A 17483-nucleotide genomic window follows, 5' to 3' on the forward strand; every position below is an offset into this window, starting at 1 on the left:
CACCATGGCATTCCATCTGCCGAACAAGGACCGCCTGCGCTACCTGGGCGAGGAACTGGGCATCGACGTCGACGCCGACTACGCGCAAACCGTGCTGGACATGCTGGCCCCGCTGGTGCCCGAGTTCCGCACGGTCGACCGCCTGCCCGACCAGACCCTGCCCGTGCGCTACCCGCGCGCCGGCGGCACGCGGCCCGAGGCGAAGGACAACCCCTGGGGCGCCTGGTCGGTGCGCTGCGACATCCGTGGCGCGGCCGAGGGCCCGCTGGCGGGCAAGACGGTGGCGATCAAGGACAACGTGCAGATCGCCGGCGTGCCCATGATGAACGGCGCCTCGCTGCTGGAAGGCTATGCGCCCGAGGGCGACGCCACGCTGGTCACGCGCATCCTGGACGCGGGCGGACACATCGTGGGCAAGTCGGCCTGCGAGTACTTCTCCTTCTCTGGCGGCAGCGCCACCAGCGCAGGCGGCCCGGTGAACAGCCCGCGCAATCCGGGCCACACGCCGGGCGGCTCCACCACCGGCAGCGCCGCGCTGCTGGTGGCGGGCGAGGTGGACCTGGCCATCGGCGCCGACCAGGCCGGCTCCATCCGCATCCCGGCCTCGTTCTCGGGCATCGTGGGCCTCAAGCCCACCTATGGCCTGGTGCCTTACACCGGCGTCATGGGCCTGGACCACAGCATCGACCACGTGGGGCCCATGGCGCGCGACGTGGCCGGCGTGGCCTTGCTGCTGGAGGCGATCGCGGGCGAGGACGGCATCGACGGTCGCCAGCGCGGCGTGCGGGTGGAGCGCTACACCCAGGGCCTGGACCGCGGCGTGAAGGGCCTGCGCATCGGCGTGGTGAAGGAGTCCTTCGGCCTGCCCGAGTCGCACCCGGGCACCGACAGCGCGGTGCGCGCCGCCATCGAGGCGCTGCGCGCGGCGGGCGCGGTGGTCGACGAGGTCTCGGTGCCCTGGCACCGCCATGGCTTTGCGATCTGGAGCGCCATCGCCAACGAAGGCACCTACCACACGCTCTACGGCGGCCAGGGCGCGGGCCACCTCACCACGGGCGCGTACCCGCTGTCGCTGATGACCGCGCTGGGCGGCCTGCGCGCGCGCGCCAACGAGATGCCGCACACGCTGAAGATCGGCATGCTGCTCGGCGCCTACCTGCACCAGCAGTACCAGGGCCGCTTCTACGCCAAGGCCCAGAACCTGCGCCGGCGCCTGCGCGCGGCGTACGACGAGGCACTGGACGGCCGCGAGCTGCTGCTCATGCCCACCACGCCCTTCCCCACGTTGCCCATTCCGTCCGACGACGCGCCGGTGGCCGAGGTGATCCAGCACAGCTGGACCATGCTGGCCAACACCAGCCCCTTCGACCTCACCGGCCATCCCGCGGTCAGCGTGCCCTGCGGCGAGGCGGACGGCAAGCCGGTGGGCCTGATGCTGATCGGGCGTCACTTTGACGACGCGCTGGTGCTGCGCGCCGCGGCCGACCACGAGCGCCGCCACGCGGGCTGAGGCCACGCGGCGTGGCGCGGCCCTCAGTGCCGGCGCCGCCCGCTCACGCCGCCCAGCGCGGTGCGGTAGGCGCGCGGCGACAGGCCCGTGGCCTTGCCGAAGGCGCGCGCCAGGTGGTCGGCGCCGGAAAAGCCGCTGTCGCGCGCCACCGCGTCCATGGGCAGGCCGGTGCGCTCCAGCAGGCGGCGCGCGTGCGCCACGCGCAGGTCGCCCACGTACTGCAGCGGCGAGCGGCCGGTGGAGGCCTTGAAGCAGCGCAGGAAGTGGAACTTGGAGAAGCCCGTGATGGCCGCGAGCTCGTCCAGGCTCAGGTCCTGCGTGAGGTGTTCCTTGATGTGGTCGATGAGCCGCTTGAGCACGGCCGGCGGCAGCTTGCGCACCGCGGGGCCGGCGCGCCCGCGCGCGCCCCACTGCTGGCCCAGCTCGTTGGCGATCACGGCGCAGTAGCTGTCCACCATCAGCCGCGGGCTGGCGCTGGAGGCGTGCTGCATGAACTGCGTCACCAGCTGGTAGATGGTGGGGTTGGCGAAGCCGCGCTGCGACAGCTGCCACAGGCCGTCGCCGGGGTTGCGGTGGCCCAGCTCGTCGAGCAGGCCATTGAGGTCGCCGGCCGACAGCGCCAGCAGCGTGACGTCGGCGTAGCCGTCCTTGCACCAGCGGTAGGCGTTGCCGGCGGGAAAGACGTGCAGCGGGTGCGGGTGGCTGCTGAAGTGGTCGCGAAAGCCCCAGCCGAAGTCGAACAGCGCGCGCTTGAGCCGGTACTCGTTGGCGGCCAGCAGCACCACCTCGTCCAGCGGCGGGATCTCCACCGTGTGCGCCTCGAAGGTGCAGTGGATCAAGGTGCCGCGGCAGCGGCCCGCGAGGGGCGTGACCTGGTCGAGGCGGTAGCTGGGCGAGCGCGACAGCACGCTCGCCAGGGGAGTGGCCGGGGCGCCCACGGGCTCAGCCGCGGGCCTTGTTCGCCGCCACGAAGGCGGCGAAGGCTTTCATGTAGTTGCGCAGGAACTCCTCGGTGCCGGCGTCGGTGCAACTGCCGTCCTCCGCCACCAGGCCCTTCTTGAACTGGATGTAGGCCTCGGGCTGCGCCATCTGCGGCGCAGCGCAGAAGTTGAGCACGGCGCGCAGGTGGGCCTGCGCCAGCGCGGTGCCGATGGCGCCCACCGAGGCGCCGATGACGCCCGAGGGCTTGCCCGTGAACGAGTTCTTGCCCCAGGGGCGCGACCCCCAGTCGATCGCGTTCTTCAGGCCGCCCGGGATGGAGCGGTTGTACTCGGGCGTAACGAAGAGCAGGGCGTCGGCGTCGGCGATGGCCTGCTTGAAGGCGGTGGCCACGGCCGGGTAATTGGCGTCGTGGTCGTAGCTGTACAGCGGCAGGTCCTTGATGGGGATCTCGTGCAGGGCCAATTCCGCCGGCGCGAGCTTGACCAGGGCCTTGGCGAGCTGGCGGTTGATGGAGGCGCTGGCGAGGCTGCCGATGATGTAGCCGACCTTGTACTGGGCCATGGAGGATCTCCTGCGGGGGATGGATGGGCGCATGGCCCGGGTGGTCGGGGCATTGTTGGTCAGCGCCCAATTCCGACCAAACGATGGGGGAACGGGGCATGCCCGATTTCATAATGCCCGCGTGGCGCCGCCGCTCACGCAGTCCATCCGCTTCTGCACCACCGCCGACGGGGTGCGGATCGCCCACGCCAGCACCGGGCAAGGCCCACCGCTGGTGCGCGCGGCGCATTTCCTCACCCACCTCGACGGCGACCTCGGCAGCCCGGTCTGGCGGCCCTGGATCGACGAGTTGGGCCGCGGGCACACGCTGATCCGCTACGACGGACGAGGTTGCGGCCTGTCCGACCGCGGCGAGACGCCACCCTCGCTGGAGGCCTGGCTGGCCGATCTGGAGGCGGTGGTGGACGCGGCCGGGCTGGCGCGCTTTGCGCTGCTCGGTTGCTCGCAAGGCGCCGCCGTGGCCGTGGCCTACGCGGCGCGCCACCCCGAGCGCGTGACCGCGCTGGCCATTCTCGGCGGCTACGTGCGGGGCCTGCTGCACCGCCAGCCCACGCCGCCGCAGCTGAGGGAGGCCCGGATGCTGCTCGACCTGGTCGAGATCGGCTGGGGCCAGGACAATGAGGCCTTTCGCCAGGTCTTTACCTCGCTGTTCATTCCGGGCGGCACGCCCGAGCAGACGCGCTGGTTCAACGAGCTGGAACGCCTCTCATGCAGCCCCGGGCACGCGGCGCGCACCATCGCGGCCTTCGGGCACATCGACGTCAGCGACGAAGCCCGGCGTGTGCGTTGCCCGACCTTGGTGATGCACGCTCGCGGGGACCAGCGTGTGCCCTTCGACGAGGGGCGCCTCATCGCGGGTCTGATCGAGGGTGCGCGCTTCGTTGCCCTCGATAGCCGGAACCACGTGCTGCTGCGGCAGGAGCCGGCCTTCGCCGAGGCCTTTGCCACCGTGCGCGCTTTCCTCGCGCAGGCGGACGCGGGCGCGGCGCCCGCCTCGCCGCTGTTCGCGCGGCTCAGCCCTGGCGAACGGGCCCTGCTGGAACTGCTGGCCCAGGGCCTCGACAACCTGCAGATCGCGGCCCACCTGGGCCTGAGTGAGAAGACGGTGCGCAACAAGGTCTCCGCCGTGTTCGGCAAGCTCGAGGTGGCCACGCGCGCGCAGGCCATCGTGCGGGCGCGCGAGGCGGGCTATGGCCACGGCCTGCCACTGGCCGATGGGGGCGCGGGACGGCTGTCCCGGCCTTAGGGCGCCGCGCTGCGGCCATGGGGGGCGCCGCGGGACAGATGCCCCGCGCGCGGATGGCGTGGCCCCGCTGAAATGGCGGCTCGCGCGACCGGCGCGCGCTGGAGCCCCGCATGAAAGCCATTCCCTTCTTCGCGTTGTCCCGCGCCCCTTCCCCCGTGGCCGCGCTGGCCCGGTGCCTGGGGCGGCGGTTGCGCGCCGCGCCCGCCGCGCTGTGGCGGGCGGCCCGCCGCCACGCCGAACGGCCGCAGCGCGTGGTGCCGTACTACTGAAGCCGGGCGCGCGGCCGGCAGCGGTCGAGGGGGCTGTGCGCGGCCCGTGGATTGCCTACACTGGCCGTTTCCTCCGCTGCCCGCCGAGACCCTCCATGCTCCAACTGCGTCCCAACTGCGAGTGCTGCAACGCCGACCTGCCGCCCGAGGCGCGCAACGCCCGCATCTGCTCCTTCGAGTGCACCTTCTGCGAGGACTGCGCCAGCGGCTCGCTGGCGGGCGTCTGCCCCAACTGTGGCGGCGAACTGGTTCGCCGCCCGGTGCGGCCCGCCGGCAAGCTGGACCGCCACCCCGCCTCGACCGAGCGCGTGTTCAAGCCCCAGGGCTGCGTGGCGCCCACCTGAGCGGAGCCCTTGTGTTTTCCCACATCCACCTGGGCGTCAGCGACTTCGACCGCGCGCTGGCCTTCTACCGGCAACTGATGCCCGTGCTGGGCATCCAGGAGCGCTTCTGCGATCCCGCGCGGCCCTGGGCCGGCTGGCAGTCCGAGCCCGGCCCGCGGCCCCTGTTCCTCATCGGCCGGCCACACGACGCGCAGGCCCACGCGGTGGGCAATGGCCAGATGGTGGCCTTCCTGGCCGAGCGGCGCGCCACCGTGGACCTCGCCCACGCCATGGCGCTGGCCAGCGGTGGCACCTGCGAGGGGCGGCCCGGGCCGCGCCCCGAATACCACGCCCACTACTACGGCGCCTACTTCCGCGACACCGAGGGCAACAAGCTCTGCGTGGCCTGCCATTCGCCAGCCTGAGCACACGCACGCACCCCGAGGACGTTTCCATGCCCGACCGCCTTTCGCCTGGGCCGCTGCCGCGGGCTGGCGCTCGCGCCCGCCCACCCGGCACATCAGCATGAGCTTTTCAGGAGGACACCGCCATGAAGTACCAAGGCAGCTGCCACTGCGGCCGCGTCGCGTTCGAGGTCGAAGGCCGCATCGACGGCGCGCTGGCCTGTAACTGTTCCATCTGCTCGCGCAAGGGTTCGCTGCTGTGGTTCGTGCCGCGCGCGAGCCTCGTGCTCCAGACGCCCGAGGACGCCGCGAGCACTTACACCTTCAACCAGCACCTCATCAAGCACCGCTTCTGCCCGGTGTGCGGCATGCACCCGTATGGCGAGGGCACCGACCCGCAGGGCCGGGCCATGGCGGCGATCAACCTGCGCTGCGTGGAGGGCATCGACCTCGCGGCGATCCCGGTGCAGCACTTCGACGGCCGGTCGGCCTGAGCGGGGCGCGCCCGCCGCTTAGGCCAGGGTCTTGAGCCCCAGCCAGGTGAGCAGCAGCGAGCCGAGCAGGTGCAGCGAGGCCACGCCCAGGGCCAGCGCCAGCCGGCCCTGCTGCAGCAGCGTGATCACCTCGACGGAGAAGGTGGAGAAGGTGGTGAGCGCCCCCAGCAGGCCGGTGACGATGGCCAGGCGCCAGACCGGGTCGATGTGCGGGTTGGCGTGGAACACGGCCAGGGCCAGGCCGATGGCATAGGCGCCGATCCAGTTGGCCGCCAGCGTGCCCCAGGGCAGCAGGCTGTGCGGCTGGCTCAGCCACAGCCCGAGGCGCCAGCGCAGCAGCGCGCCGGCGCAGGCCCCGAGGCAGATGGCGAGCACCGAGGCCATGTTCAGAACGGTGCGTCGTCGCTGGCCTTGGCCAGGGTGGCGTCGGACGCGGGCGCCGCGCCGGCCGGCGCGGGCTCATGCCCCGGCACCTGACCCGGTTGCAGTTCACCGCCGAGCGCTGCAATGAGCGCGTCGAGCACGCCGCGCAGCTCGCCCGTGCCGATGGCGACGTTGCTGTCGAAACTCTGCTCTTCCTTGCCCTGGTTCTCTTCGAACACGCCTTCGAGGAACTGGATCTTCTTGAGCGCCATGCTTTCGGTGAGCGTGAAGCCGACGCGGCCTTCCCAGTTGAGCGCCAGGCGCGTGGGCAGTTTGCCTTCGCTGATGTGGCGGCGCACCTCGTCGTTGAAGAGGTGGTGGCGGGTGAATTTCACCACCGACTTTTCCTCATCGCTGGAGCGCAGCTCGCAGTCGCGCTCCACGGCCAGGCCCTCGGGCCATTCCTCGGCGTCGCTGGCGCTGAGCCACTGCGTCATGGCGCTCTGCGGCGTCTGCTGCGTATTGAAGAGCGTGAGCACCAGGCCGTCGAAGGCGCGCACCAGGGCGGTGACCAGGTCGTCGAGCTTGCCCTGGCTGCTGGCGTCGGTGGCGAGCCAGCCGCGCTCGGGGTCGATCCACACCCAGGACGTCTGCTGGCGCGAGAAGGCCTGCGGCAGCAGCGAGAGCAGGGCGTCTTCGCGCAGGGCCTTGGTTTCCTTTTTGCCGGGCTTGCGGCCCGTGGTGGCTTCGATGTGATCGGCCGCCTCCTGGGCCTTGCGGCGCACGACGGCACCGGGCACCGACTTGGTTTCGATCTGCAGCTTGAGGATGCGCTGGCCGGCGATGGCTTCCACCAGCGGGCCGTGGGCCTCGCCGCGCGGCTCCACCCAGCCGACCGATTTGTCCTGCGTGGCGGGGCAGGGCACGAAGCGCTGGCCGTCCAGGGCTTTCTCCATCGCATCGGGCGTGGGCGCCCAACCGGGGCCGATGCGGTAGAGCGTGAGGTTCTTGAACACGAAAGGGATCTCCGGAAAAACGAACCCCGCGCACCTGGGTGGTGGCGGGGTGTGCATCTTAGCGGCGGTGGATCAGCGCGGCGCCAGCGGCGTGCGGGTGGTGGCCTCGGCCAGCAGGCGTTCGATCAACGGGCCGTGCAGCCGGGCCAGGTGGCGCGCCAGGCGCTCGACCGAGGCGTACTCGAAGAACAGCGCCATGGACACGTCGGTGCCCAGCCGGGCCGCGAGCGCGTGGCAGGTGTGCACGGCGATCAGCGAGTCGGCGCCGAGCCGCGAGAACGGCACCGAGCGGTCGGCGCACAAGAGGCCGTGCGACGCGAGCTCGGTCTCGATCCAGTGGGCCACGGTGTCCTCGGCCAGCGGACCGGCGGGTGGCGGGGCGGCCGGTGGGCTGGCGGTGGCGGTGGTGGTGGCGGTGGTGGTGGCGGTGGCGGTGGTGGTGGCGGTGGTGGCGGTGGTGGCGGTGGCGGTCTGCCCGATTGCTGCCTGCGCGTCGGTGGTCCGCGCCGGGGCGGGGCGCGGGTCGTCACGGCCCGCGGCGCTGGCACCGGGCGATCCGCCGGCTGGCTCGCGCGCCACTGGCGCGGCTGGCCCCCGCGTGTCGGGTGAGCTGCCCGGCAGCCAGTACGCGCGGCGGGTGAAGGGGTAGGTCGGCAGGGGCACGATGCGCGCGCCGCTGCCACGAAAGTGCTCGCGCCAGTCGACGGGTTCGCCGCGCAGCCAGCGCTGGCCCAGTGCCACCAGGGCCGCCAGCCCCTCGTCGCCGGGCCGTGCCCGAGGTCCGTGCCGCAGCTGGTCGATGGCGTCCCGCACGCCGCAGACCACCAGGCATTCGCGCAGCCTGAAGGCTTCGCGCCCCGCGCAGCGGGTGAACGACAGGTCGAGCATCGACAGGTCGGGTTGCTCCAGCAGTTGGTCGAGCAGGCGGGAGCGCACCGCCAGCAGTTCCTCGCGGTTGCGCGCCGACAGGCACAGCAGGTGGTGCGAACGCGTGGTGCGCGCGCGGGCCGCGGGCAGCGGCGCGTCGGACACGATCGCGTGCGCGTTGGTGCCGCCGAAACCGAAGGAGCTGATGCCGGCATGCCGCGGGGCCGCGCCCCGGGGCCAGGGCGCGGCGGACAGCACCGGCCAGAACGGCGTGTGCTCCAGGCGCAGGTTCGGGTGGGGCTTGCGCAGGTTCAAGGTGGGCGGCAGCAGCCCGTGCCGCAGGGACAGCAGCAGCTTGATCAGCCCCGCCACGCCGGCCGCGGCCATGGGGTGGCCGATGTTGGCCTTGACCGAACCGATGCCGCAGTACGGCGCGCCGCCCGGCTCGCCAAACACGCTGGTGAGCGCGTGCACCTCGATCGCGTCGCCGACCGGCGTGCCGGTGCCATGGGCCTCGACGTAGCCGATCTGCGAGGGGTGTAGGCCGGCCTGGGCCAGGGCCTGCCGCAGCATCGCTTCCTGCCCTTCCAGCGTGGGCGCCATGAGGCCGATCGAGTGGCCGTCGTTGGTGACGGCGGTGGCCGATATCACCGCGTCGATGCGGTCGCCGTCGGCCAGCGCCTGGTCGAGCCGCTTGAGCACCACCAGGCCCGCGCCCTCGCTGGCCACCATGCCGCTGGCGGCCTCGTCGAATACCCGGCAGACGCCTTCGTCCGACAGGGTGCCGGTCTGGCTGAGCAGCTGCAACATGCTGAGCGTGGACAGCAGGCTCACACCGCCGGCCAGCGCGATCTCGCACTGGCCCGACCGCAGTTCGGTGCAGGCGCAGTGCAGCGCCACCAGCGAGGACGCGCAGGCCGTGTCGATGTGCAGAGCGGGGCCTTTGAGGTCGAGCCGCTGCGACACGCGCGCGGCGATGATGCTCAACAGGTTGCCCGGTAGCAGCTGCGGGTGCTGCGCGGCAGGGCAATCGCCCCGGCGGCGCAGTTCGATGAGCGGCTCCAGGTAGGCGTTGTGGATCGAGCCGACACAGACGCCGACCTTGCGCTGGGCCGGCATACGGGCGCCGGTGTAGCCGGCGTCGTCGAGTGCTTCATAGCCCAACTCGAGCATCAGGCGCTGCTGGGGGTCCATGAGCCGGGCCTCTTCGTCGTCCACGCCGAAGAAGTCGGCCGCGAACAGCTCGATGCCATCGATGCGCCCCATGTGCAGGCGCTGGCCTTCGGGCATCCAGGGCGGCGCCGGCACTTCGCGGATCGACGACACGCCGTCGCGCAGCTGGCCCCAGAACTGCGCCGGCGAGGCCGCGCCGGGGAAGCGGCAGGCCATGCCGATGACGGCGATGGCCGGCGACGCGTCGGCAGGCGCCTGCGCCGGCGCACAGGCGGGGGAAGCGGTGGAGGCAGAGGTGGAGGCAGAGGTGGAGGCGGAGGTGGCACGCGCGGCCTGCGAGGGCGCTGGGTGGCGCTCCAGGTAGGCCACGGTGTCGCGCACCGTGCGGCCGTCGACCAGCAGCCCCGTGCCGAGGCGGCGGCCCAGGCGTTTTTCGAGCAGCGCCAGCGCCTGGATCGCCTGCACCGAGCCGCCGCCCAGCGAGGTGAACGGGGTGTCCAGGCCGATATCGCCGGGACGCAGGCGCAGGGCCTCGGACCAGGCCTGCACCACCTGGCGCACCAGGTCGTCGTTGGCCGGTGCCGGGGACGGCGCCTGGGGCGCAGGGGCAGGGACGGCCTGGAGCCGCTCGGCGAATTCGCCCAGCTGCCATTGCCGCCGGAGCTGGTGGCGCTGCGGCTTGCCGCTGGAGGTGTGCGGGATGCGGCGCACCGGCACGGCGCAGGCCACCGGGTGCGCCAGGTAGGCCTCGGCGGCGGCGCGCAGGCGGTGCAGCAGGCACCCGCCGCCGTCGCGCGCGCGTGCCACCACGAACAGCACCACGGCCTCGCTGCCATCGGCCTGCGGCACGCCGCAGGCGGCGATGCGCCCGGTCTTGAGCCCGAACAGCTGGCTCAGGTGCTGCTCCACGTCGACCGCCATCACCTGGCGGCCGTGGAGGGCGATCACGTCCTTGAGCCGGCCGGTGATGGTGAGGCGGCCGCCACGCAGGAAGCCGAGGTCGCCGGTGCGCAGCCAGCCCTCGGCGTCGAAGCATTCGCGCGCGGCGCCCTCGGCGCGGGTCTCGTAGCCGCTGGTGACGCTGGCGCCACGGACCTGGACCTCGCCCAGACGCTCTTCGCCGAGCTCGCCACCGTCTTCGCCGACGACGCGCACCTGCGTGGAGGCGAGGGGCAGGCCGACATCGGCGTACTCGATCGCCTCCACGCCATCGGCGGCGTCCCGGACCAGGCCGTCGCGCAGCAGCGCCTGGCGGTCGAGCCGGTGGGCCAGCGCGCGCCCGCCCTGCGGGGAGAGCGACACGACCACCGTGGCCTCGGCCAGGCCGTAGGCCGGCGTCATGGCGTCGGGGCGCAGGCCGGCCGTGGCCATGCGGGACATGAACGCGCGCATCGTTGGCACCCAGATCGGCTCGGCGCCGTTGAACCACAGGCGCACGCAGGACAGGTCCACGCCCACGGGCGGGCCGCCGTCGAGCGCTTCGAGCACGTGGCGCAGGCCGAAGTTGGGGCCACCCACCACGGCCGAGCGGTGCTGGTGGATCTTGGTCAACCACAGCAGCGGATCGGCGACGAAGTCGGTGGCATCGAGCTTGACCTGGCCCGCCCCGAGGTAGGCGGGCAGCAGATGGAACATCACCAGACCCATGTCGTGGTAGTACGGCATCCAGTTGAGGAAGCCGTGCGCCGGCAGCAGCCCGTGGGCCTGCGCCATGTCGCGCAGGTTGGCGAGCATGTTCGCGTGCGTGAGCCGCACGCCCTTGGGCGTGCCGGTGGAGCCGGAGGACAGTTGCAGGTAGGCCAGATTGCCGGGCTGGGCCCGGTGCGCACGCGCCCGCGCGGCGTCGGCCTCGCCGGGGTCGCGGAGCCAGCGCATGCCGCTGGGCAGGGGCGCCACGCCACCGGCGTAGTCGGCCCGCTGGTCTTCGTCGATCAGCAGCGTGGCGTCAGGCCCGAGCAAACCGCACACGGCGCGCAGCCGGCGGGAAGCCTCGCTCTCGCGCCGCCAGCTCGCCACCTTGGGCAGCAGCACGGGCACCAGACCCCCGAGCACGCAGGCCCAGAAGACCTCGAGCTGGCGGGCGCTGGCGCCGACCTGCGTCAGCACCGTCTGGCCCGGCGACAGGCCTTGCGCCTGCAGCGCGGCCAGCAGGCCCCGCGCGCGGGCCAGCAGGCCGGGGTAGCTCAAGGGGGTCTCGCTGCCGTCGCGGTGCACGGTGACGAGGGCGTGGGGGGCGGGAAGGCTGGCGGCGTTGAGCAAGACGTCGGCCAGCGTCGCGGGTGGCGTGCTGTGCATGGTGGACTCCCTGGTTTGAGCGGGGCACCATGCTGGGCGAACTGGCCCGAGCCGGCGCCGATGCGGCGCAAGCTTGATCCTTTGGTTGGCACTGTTGCGTCGAACGGGCGGGCCCGCCGCCGCACCGGCAAAAGAAAACCCGCACACCGAACGGTGGCGGGTTGGCGGTGGGAAGCGCCCGGGCCTACATCTTGGACGGCAGCCAGTTCACCAGCCCGGGGAACCAGTAGAGCAGCAGCACGGCGAACACCATGATGAGGAAGTAGGGCAGGCAGGCCGTCGAGATCCAGGTGATTTCGCGCCGCGTCATGCCTTGCAGCACGAAGAGGTTGAAGCCCACGGGCGGGGTGATCTGCGCCATCTCCACCACGATGACGATGAAGATGCCGAACCAGATCAGGTCGATGCCGGCGGCCTGCACGGTCGGCAGGATCACGCCCATGGTGAGCACGATCATGGAGATGCCGTCGAGGAAGCAGCCGAGCACGATGTAGAACACGGCCAGCGCGATCAGCAGCATGCCGGGCGTGAGGCCCAGGCCACCGACCCATTCGGCCAGGTGCCGCGGCAGGCCGATGTAGCCCATGGACAGCGTGAGGAAGGCCGCGCCCGCCAGGATCAGCGCGATCATGCAGTACAGCCGCGTGGCGCCCAGCAGCGAGTCGCGAAAGCTCACCCAGTTGAGCGAGCCCTGCGAGCCCGAGAGGATGAGCGAGCCCACCACACCGATGGCCGCCGCCTCGGTGGCGGTGGCGATGCCGCTGTAGATGGCGCCGATGACGCTGCCGATGAGCACCACGACGGGGATCAGGTGGCGCGCCTCATGGAGCTTCTCGGTGAAGCTCAGCCGCGTGTCGGCGCTGGGCACCTTGTCGGGGTTGAGCAGGGCCCAGACCACGATGGCGCCGCTGAACAGCGCCGCCAGCACGATGCCGGGGATGACGCCGGCGACGAAGAGTTTCGCGATGGAAACCTCGGCCGCGACGCCGTACACGATCATGATGATCGAGGGCGGGATCAGCAGGCCCAGCGTGCTGGCGCCGCCGAGCGAGCCCACGATTTTTTCGGGCGGGTAGCCGCGCCGCGTGAGCTCGGGGATGGTCATCTTGCCGATGGTGGCGCAGGTGGCCGCCGACGAGCCCGAGACCGCCGCGAAGATGGTGCTGCCCAGGATGTTGGTGTGCAGCAGGCGCCCGGGCAGGGCGTTCACCCAGGGCGCCAGGCCTTTGAACATGCTCTCCGACAGCTTGGTGCGGAACAGGATTTCGCCCATCCACACGAACAGCGGCAGCGCGGTCAGTGTCCAGCTGCTGGCCGAGCCCCAGATGGTGAGCGCCATGGCGTCGCCCGCGGGGCGCGAGGAGAACAGCTCCATGCCGATCCAGGCCACGCCGGCGAGCGTGAGGCCGATCCATACGCCGCTGCCCAGCAGCAGGAACAGCGAGGCGATGAGCAGGCTGGTGACGACGAACTCATTCATGCCGCGTCTCCCCCTCGGCGCGCGAGCGCTGGCCGCGCCATTCGAGCACCCAGTCGTCCAGCAGTGCGATGAACAGCACCGTGCAGCCCAGGCCCATGAGCACCTGGGGAATCCACAGCGGCGTGGCGTCGGCGGCGGTGGAGATGTCGTGGAAGGTGTTGGACTGCCACACCAGGCGCCAGGCGTACCAGGCCAGCGCGCCGCTCATGAGCACCGCCACCGACAGCGCCCAGAGCTCCAGGCCGCGCCGCGCGCCGCCGCGCAGCTTGCCGATGATCAGCGTGACGCGGATGTGCTCGTTGCTCTTGAGCGTGTGCGCCAGCGCCAGGAAACCGGCGCCGGCCATGGCGTAGCCCGCGTAGGCGTCGGTGCCGGGCACGTAGAAGCCGGCGACGCGGCTGACGATGGACAGCAGCACCATCACCAGCACACCGATCATGAAGAGGGCGGCCAGCCAGCCGGCGCCGAGGTAGAGAGAGTCAAGCAGTTTGCGCATGAGGAACGGTGGAGGCGCCGCGAAGCCAGACCCAGGGCACCGAGGATCCGGCTGCGCCGGTCCTCAGGTGCCGCCCCCTCGAGGGGGTCGCGCGAAGCGCGGCGGGGGTGTTACTTCCTGTACGCGTCGATCAGTTGCTGGCCTTCGGGGCCGGCCTTCGACAGCCATTCCTGCAGCATGGTGGCGCCCACCTTCTGCAGGTCGGCCTTGAGCGCGGCCGAGGGCGGCTCCACCGCCATGCCATTGGCCTTGAGGGTGGCGAGCGTGTCGGTGTTGACCTTCTCGGAGGCCGCCCAGCCGCGCGCCTCGGCGTCGGCCGCCGCCTTCATGAGGCCGTCGCGCGTGGCCTTGTCGAGCGCGTCGAAGGCCTTCTTGTTGGCGATGATGGCGTTCTTCGGCAGCCAGGCCTGCACGTCGTAGTAGTACTTGAGGTGTTCGTAGAGCTTGCTGTCCACGCCGGTGGCGCCCGAGGTCATGTTGTTTTCGACCACGCCGGTGGCCAGGGCCTGCGACAGCTCGGCGGCCTGCACGGTGACGGGCTGCGCGCCCACCAGTTCGGCGATGCGCGAGGTGGCCGGGCTGTAGGCGCGCCACTTGCTGCCCTTGAGGTCGGCGGCGCTGGCCACGGGCTTCTTGCTGTACAGGCCCTGCGGCGGCCAGGCCACCGCATACAGCAGCACCATGCCCTGTTCGGCGAGCTTCTTCTCCAGGATGGGCTTCTGCGCGGCGTAGAGCTTCTTCGAATCGGCGTAGCTGGTGGCCAGGAAGGGGATGCCGTCCACGCCAAAGACCTGCCACTCGTTCTGGAAGTTGGCCAGCAGCACCTCGCCGGCCTGGGCCTGGCCGCCCTGCACGGCGCGCTTGATCTCCGGCGCCTTGAACAGCGAAGCGCCGGGGTGCACGGTGATCTTGAGCTTGCCGCCGGTGGCCTTGTCGACGTCGCTGGCGAAGCTGGCAAGATTGACCGAGTGGAAGTTGGTGGCCGGGTAGGCGGCGGGCAGGTCCCAGGCGGTCTGAGCCTGGGCGCTGGCGCTCAGTGCGAAGGCCGCGCCGGCCAGGGCAAGCTTGAAGTTCATGGTCGCTCCAGAAAGTTGAACGGATGACGAAGACGGGCAGCATAGTTGCAAAAGCCGGGCCAGGCCCGTCCGTATTTCCCCGGAGAACACCATGAATCTGCGCTTCGTCGAGGCCTTCTATTGGGTGGCCACACTCAAGAGCGTGACGCGCGCGGCCGAGAAGCTCTTCCTCACGCAATCGGCGATGTCCAGCCGAATCGCCGCGCTGGAGGAGGAGCTGGGCGTGCTGCTGCTGGATCGGCGCGACAAGCAGTTTCGGCTGACCATGGCCGGCACGCGCTTCCTGGTCTACGCGCAGCGCTTGCTGGAGCTGCAACGCGAGGCCAAGGCCGAGATGGGCTCGGGCGATGCGCTGGCGGTGTCGTTGCGCATCGGCGCCATCGAGTCGGTGCTGCACGCCTGGCTGATCCCGTGGATGGAGCAGCTGCGCACCGAGAACCCGGCGCTGGAGCTGGAGTTGTCGGTCGAGACCACGCCGGTGCTGATCGAGCAGATGCGACGTGGCACGCAGGACCTGGTGTTCACGGCGCTGCCAGCCACCACCGATGGCGTGCGCTCGCGCGCGCTGCCGTCGATGGAAATGGTGTTCGTGGGCAGCGCCAGCCTGCACCGGCGGCGTCGCTACACGCTGCAGGAGTTGGCCGAGCTGGAGTTGCTGACCTTCCAGCGCGGCTCATTGCCGCACGTGGCCCTGCTGGAGCTCTTTCGCGCGGCGCGCGTGGAGCCGCGGCGCGTGCACACCATCTCGTCCGTTTCGGCCATGCTGCAGATGGCGCAGGGTGGCTTCGGTGTGGCCACGCTGCCGCGCGAGGCGGTGCGGCACTTGTTCGTGGTGGCCGACCTGCGCGAGTTGCCCTGCGACGCGCGCCTGCAGCCGCTGCCTATCCATGCCAGCTACCGCAGCGACCCGTCCGCGCAGGCGGTGGAGACGGTGATGCGCTCGGCGCAGGCGTTCGTTGACGTCTGGAACGGGTCGGGCGACGGCACCGCATTGGGGCGGCCGCGCACAAAGACGTCGCAGAAGTCGCCCCAGTCAAAGGCATCGAAAAAATCGATGAGATAAGCAAGAAAATTTTCGTTTGTGGTGGCTTCGGCCACTGACCACAATCCGGCCCCAATGTGACGGGCTCGTCACGAACACAAAGGACCGGAGGCGAACGCAGTGGGATTCCTGGACGACCTGGCGACACGGCGAATCGATGCCGATGCGCAAGCCCTGGCGCGCCGCGTGCGCGGCGCCATTCGCCGCGGCGAATGGACGAAGCACACCAGCGGCCTCGCCGACGAACTGGTGCAGGGCAACGTGGTGATCCTGCCGCAGGCGTTGGCGGACGATTTCCTGCTGTTCTGCCAGCGCAACCCCAAGCCCTGCCCGCTGCTGGCGCTGGGGCGACCGGGCGATCCCTCACTGCCCGGTTTGGGCGAGGGCATCGACATCCGCAGCGACATGCCGCGCTACCGCGTCTGGCGCGACGGCGAACTGGTCGGGGAGCCGACAGACATCGCCGATGTGTGGCGGGAGGATCTCGTCACCTTCGTGATCGGGTGTTCGTTCTCGTTCGAGCAGGCGCTGATGGACGCTGGCATGCGGCTGCGCCATGTGGACGAAGGCCGCAACGTGGCCATGTACCGAACCCATCTGGCCACCGCGCCGGCCGGACCGTTCGCGGGCCCCATGGTGGTGAGCATGCGCCCGTTCAAGGCAGCCGATGCGGCGCGCGCCGTGGAGATCACCTCCCGCTTTCCCGACGTGCACGGCGCGCCGGTGCATGTGGGCGACCCCGCGGCCATCGGCATCCACGACCTGTCGCGGCCCGACTACGGCGACGCCGTGGCGGTGCTGCCCGACGAAGTGCCCGTGTTCTGGGCCTGCGGGGTCACGCCCCAGGCGGCGATCGCCCAGGCCCGCCTCCCGTTCTGCATCACGCACGCCCCGGGCGCGATGCTGATCACCGACCTTCTCAACCAGCAACTCGCGAGCGAACAAGGAGAGCGACCATGATCAAGACAACAATCGGCCTGTGTGCTCTGGCCCTGGCCGGCGCCGCGCACGCGCAGACCCGGTGGGATCTGCCCAGCGGCTACGGCGCCAATACCTTCCAGGTGCAGAACCTGCAGCAGTTCGCCAACGACGTGGACAAGGCCACGGGGGGCAAGCTCAAGATCACCCTGCACGCGGGCGGATCGCTCTACAAGGCCAATGAGATCAAGCGCGCGGTGCAGACCGCGCAGACGCCGATCGGCGAGTTCATTCTCTCCGGCGCGGCCAACGAGAACCCGCTGTTCGGGGTGGACTCGGTGCCCTTCCTGGCCACGGGCTACGAGCAATCGCGCCGCCTGTACCAGGCGGCCAAAGGCGCGCAGGAGAAGCTGCTGGCCCAGCAGGGCCTGAAGGTGCTGTTCTCGGTGCCCTGGCCCGGGCAGTCGCTGTACTCGATCAAGCCCGTGAACTACGCGTCCGACCTGGAGGGCACCAAGATGCGCGCCTACAACCCGGCCACCACGCGCATCGCCCAGCTGCTCAAGGCGCAGCCCGTGACGATCCAGCTCGCCGAGCTGCCGCAGGCCCTGGCCACGGGCGCGGTGCAGAATTTCCTCACCTCCAGCGCCAGCGGTGTGGAGAGCAAGCTTCACGAGCAGGTGAAGCACTTCTACCCGGTATCGGCCTGGCTGCCGCGCAATGTGACGGTGGTGAATCTCAAGGATTTCAACGCGCTGGACAAGGCCACGCAGAACGCGCTGACCACGGCGGCGGCGCAGGCGGAAGCGCGCGGCTGGGCGCTGAGCGAGAAGCTCGACAGCGAGTACATCGGCCAGTTGAAGGCCGCCGGTATGTCGATCAGCCAACCGAGCGATGACATGAGGAAGGCGCTGGCGTCCATCGGCGAGACCATGACCGCCGAGTGGATCAAGGCCGCGGGTCCCGAGGGGCAGGCCATCGTCGACGCGTACCGCAAACAGCCCTGAA

17 protein-coding genes are annotated in these 17483 nt (G+C 71.0%); 9 read left to right on the forward strand and 8 right to left on the reverse strand.

Features of this window, described 5'->3' with window-relative positions; all coding sequences use genetic code 11:
- Nucleotides 1-4 precede the first annotated feature (4 nt).
- On the forward strand, nt 5-1510 hold the full coding sequence (locus SOM08_RS08110) for an amidase (RefSeq protein WP_116957575.1): 1506 nt from the start codon (nt 5-7) through the stop codon (nt 1508-1510).
- Between the two features lie 23 nt (nt 1511-1533).
- On the opposite strand, the gene SOM08_RS08115 is transcribed toward SOM08_RS08110, so the two are convergent.
- Both SOM08_RS08115 and SOM08_RS08120 read right to left on the reverse strand, forming a co-directional pair.
- A complete protein-coding gene (locus tag SOM08_RS08115; RefSeq protein WP_322470478.1) occupies nt 1534-2448 on the reverse strand; it encodes an AraC family transcriptional regulator in 915 nt (304 codons plus the stop codon).
- Between the two features lie 4 nt (nt 2449-2452).
- Complete coding sequence (locus SOM08_RS08120; protein WP_116957577.1) at nt 2453-3013, reverse strand: NADPH-dependent FMN reductase; 561 nt, start codon at nt 3011-3013, stop codon at nt 2453-2455.
- Between the two features lie 121 nt (nt 3014-3134).
- On the opposite strand from SOM08_RS08120, the gene SOM08_RS08125 reads away from it, so the two are divergent.
- The 5 genes from SOM08_RS08125 to SOM08_RS08145 all read left to right on the forward strand — a co-directional run bounded on the left by SOM08_RS08125 (nt 3135) and on the right by SOM08_RS08145 (nt 5749).
- Nucleotides 3135-4259, forward strand: a complete 1125-nt coding sequence (locus SOM08_RS08125; protein ID WP_322470479.1) for an alpha/beta fold hydrolase — start codon at nt 3135-3137, stop codon at nt 4257-4259.
- 110 nt (nt 4260-4369) lie between these two features.
- A complete protein-coding gene (locus SOM08_RS08130; RefSeq protein WP_322470480.1) occupies nt 4370-4528 on the forward strand; it encodes a hypothetical protein in 159 nt (52 codons plus the stop codon).
- Nucleotides 4529-4623: 95 nt separating this feature from the next.
- Nucleotides 4624-4872, forward strand: coding sequence for a DUF1272 domain-containing protein (locus SOM08_RS08135; protein WP_322470481.1), 249 nt, complete (start codon nt 4624-4626; stop codon nt 4870-4872).
- Nucleotides 4873-4883: 11 nt separating this feature from the next.
- Nucleotides 4884-5276, forward strand: coding sequence for a VOC family protein (locus tag SOM08_RS08140; RefSeq protein ID WP_322470482.1), 393 nt, complete (start codon nt 4884-4886; stop codon nt 5274-5276).
- 125 nt (nt 5277-5401) lie between these two features.
- Complete coding sequence (locus tag SOM08_RS08145) at nt 5402-5749, forward strand: GFA family protein (RefSeq protein WP_116957579.1); 348 nt, start codon at nt 5402-5404, stop codon at nt 5747-5749.
- Nucleotides 5750-5767: 18 nt separating this feature from the next.
- On the opposite strand, the gene crcB is transcribed toward SOM08_RS08145, so the two are convergent.
- From crcB to SOM08_RS08175, 6 genes are all read right to left on the reverse strand, one after another.
- On the reverse strand, nt 5768-6133 hold the full coding sequence (crcB, locus tag SOM08_RS08150) for a fluoride efflux transporter CrcB (protein WP_116957580.1): 366 nt from the start codon (nt 6131-6133) through the stop codon (nt 5768-5770).
- A 2-nt stretch (nt 6134-6135) separates the two neighbouring features.
- Nucleotides 6136-7128 carry a recombination-associated protein RdgC gene (locus SOM08_RS08155; protein WP_322470483.1) on the reverse strand — a complete coding sequence of 331 codons (993 nt, stop codon included), beginning with the start codon at nt 7126-7128 and terminating at the stop codon, nt 6136-6138.
- Between the two features lie 72 nt (nt 7129-7200).
- The gene (locus SOM08_RS08160) at nt 7201-11463 is read right to left on the reverse strand and encodes a beta-ketoacyl synthase N-terminal-like domain-containing protein (protein ID WP_322470484.1); all 4263 of its coding nucleotides are present in this window, start codon (nt 11461-11463) and stop codon (nt 7201-7203) included.
- Between the two features lie 184 nt (nt 11464-11647).
- Nucleotides 11648-12943, reverse strand: a complete 1296-nt coding sequence (locus SOM08_RS08165) for a TRAP transporter large permease (RefSeq protein WP_116957583.1) — start codon at nt 12941-12943, stop codon at nt 11648-11650.
- On the reverse strand, nt 12936-13439 hold the full coding sequence (locus SOM08_RS08170) for a TRAP transporter small permease (protein WP_116957584.1): 504 nt from the start codon (nt 13437-13439) through the stop codon (nt 12936-12938). The genes SOM08_RS08165 and SOM08_RS08170 overlap by 8 nt, the downstream gene beginning before the upstream one ends.
- Nucleotides 13440-13549: 110 nt before the next feature.
- Nucleotides 13550-14515 (reverse strand): TRAP transporter substrate-binding protein, encoded by a 966-nt coding sequence (locus SOM08_RS08175; RefSeq protein WP_322470485.1) that lies wholly within the window; start codon nt 14513-14515, stop codon nt 13550-13552.
- Nucleotides 14516-14606: 91 nt separating this feature from the next.
- Here SOM08_RS08175 and SOM08_RS08180 point away from each other — a divergent pair, with 91 nt between their 5' ends.
- From SOM08_RS08180 to SOM08_RS08190, 3 genes are all read left to right on the forward strand, one after another.
- A complete protein-coding gene (locus tag SOM08_RS08180; protein ID WP_116957586.1) occupies nt 14607-15578 on the forward strand; it encodes a LysR family transcriptional regulator in 972 nt (323 codons plus the stop codon).
- A gap of 99 nt (nt 15579-15677) precedes the next feature.
- Complete coding sequence (locus SOM08_RS08185) at nt 15678-16517, forward strand: putative hydro-lyase (protein WP_416187001.1); 840 nt, start codon at nt 15678-15680, stop codon at nt 16515-16517.
- Nucleotides 16514-17482 (forward strand): TRAP transporter substrate-binding protein, encoded by a 969-nt coding sequence (locus SOM08_RS08190; protein ID WP_116957588.1) that lies wholly within the window; start codon nt 16514-16516, stop codon nt 17480-17482. Before SOM08_RS08185 ends, SOM08_RS08190 begins: the two co-directional genes overlap by 4 nt.
- Nucleotide 17483: the final 1 nt, after the last annotated feature.

It is taken from the genome of Hydrogenophaga sp. SNF1, from assembly GCF_034421675.1.
Classification (GTDB): Bacteria; Pseudomonadota; Gammaproteobacteria; order Burkholderiales; family Burkholderiaceae_C; genus Hydrogenophaga; species Hydrogenophaga borbori.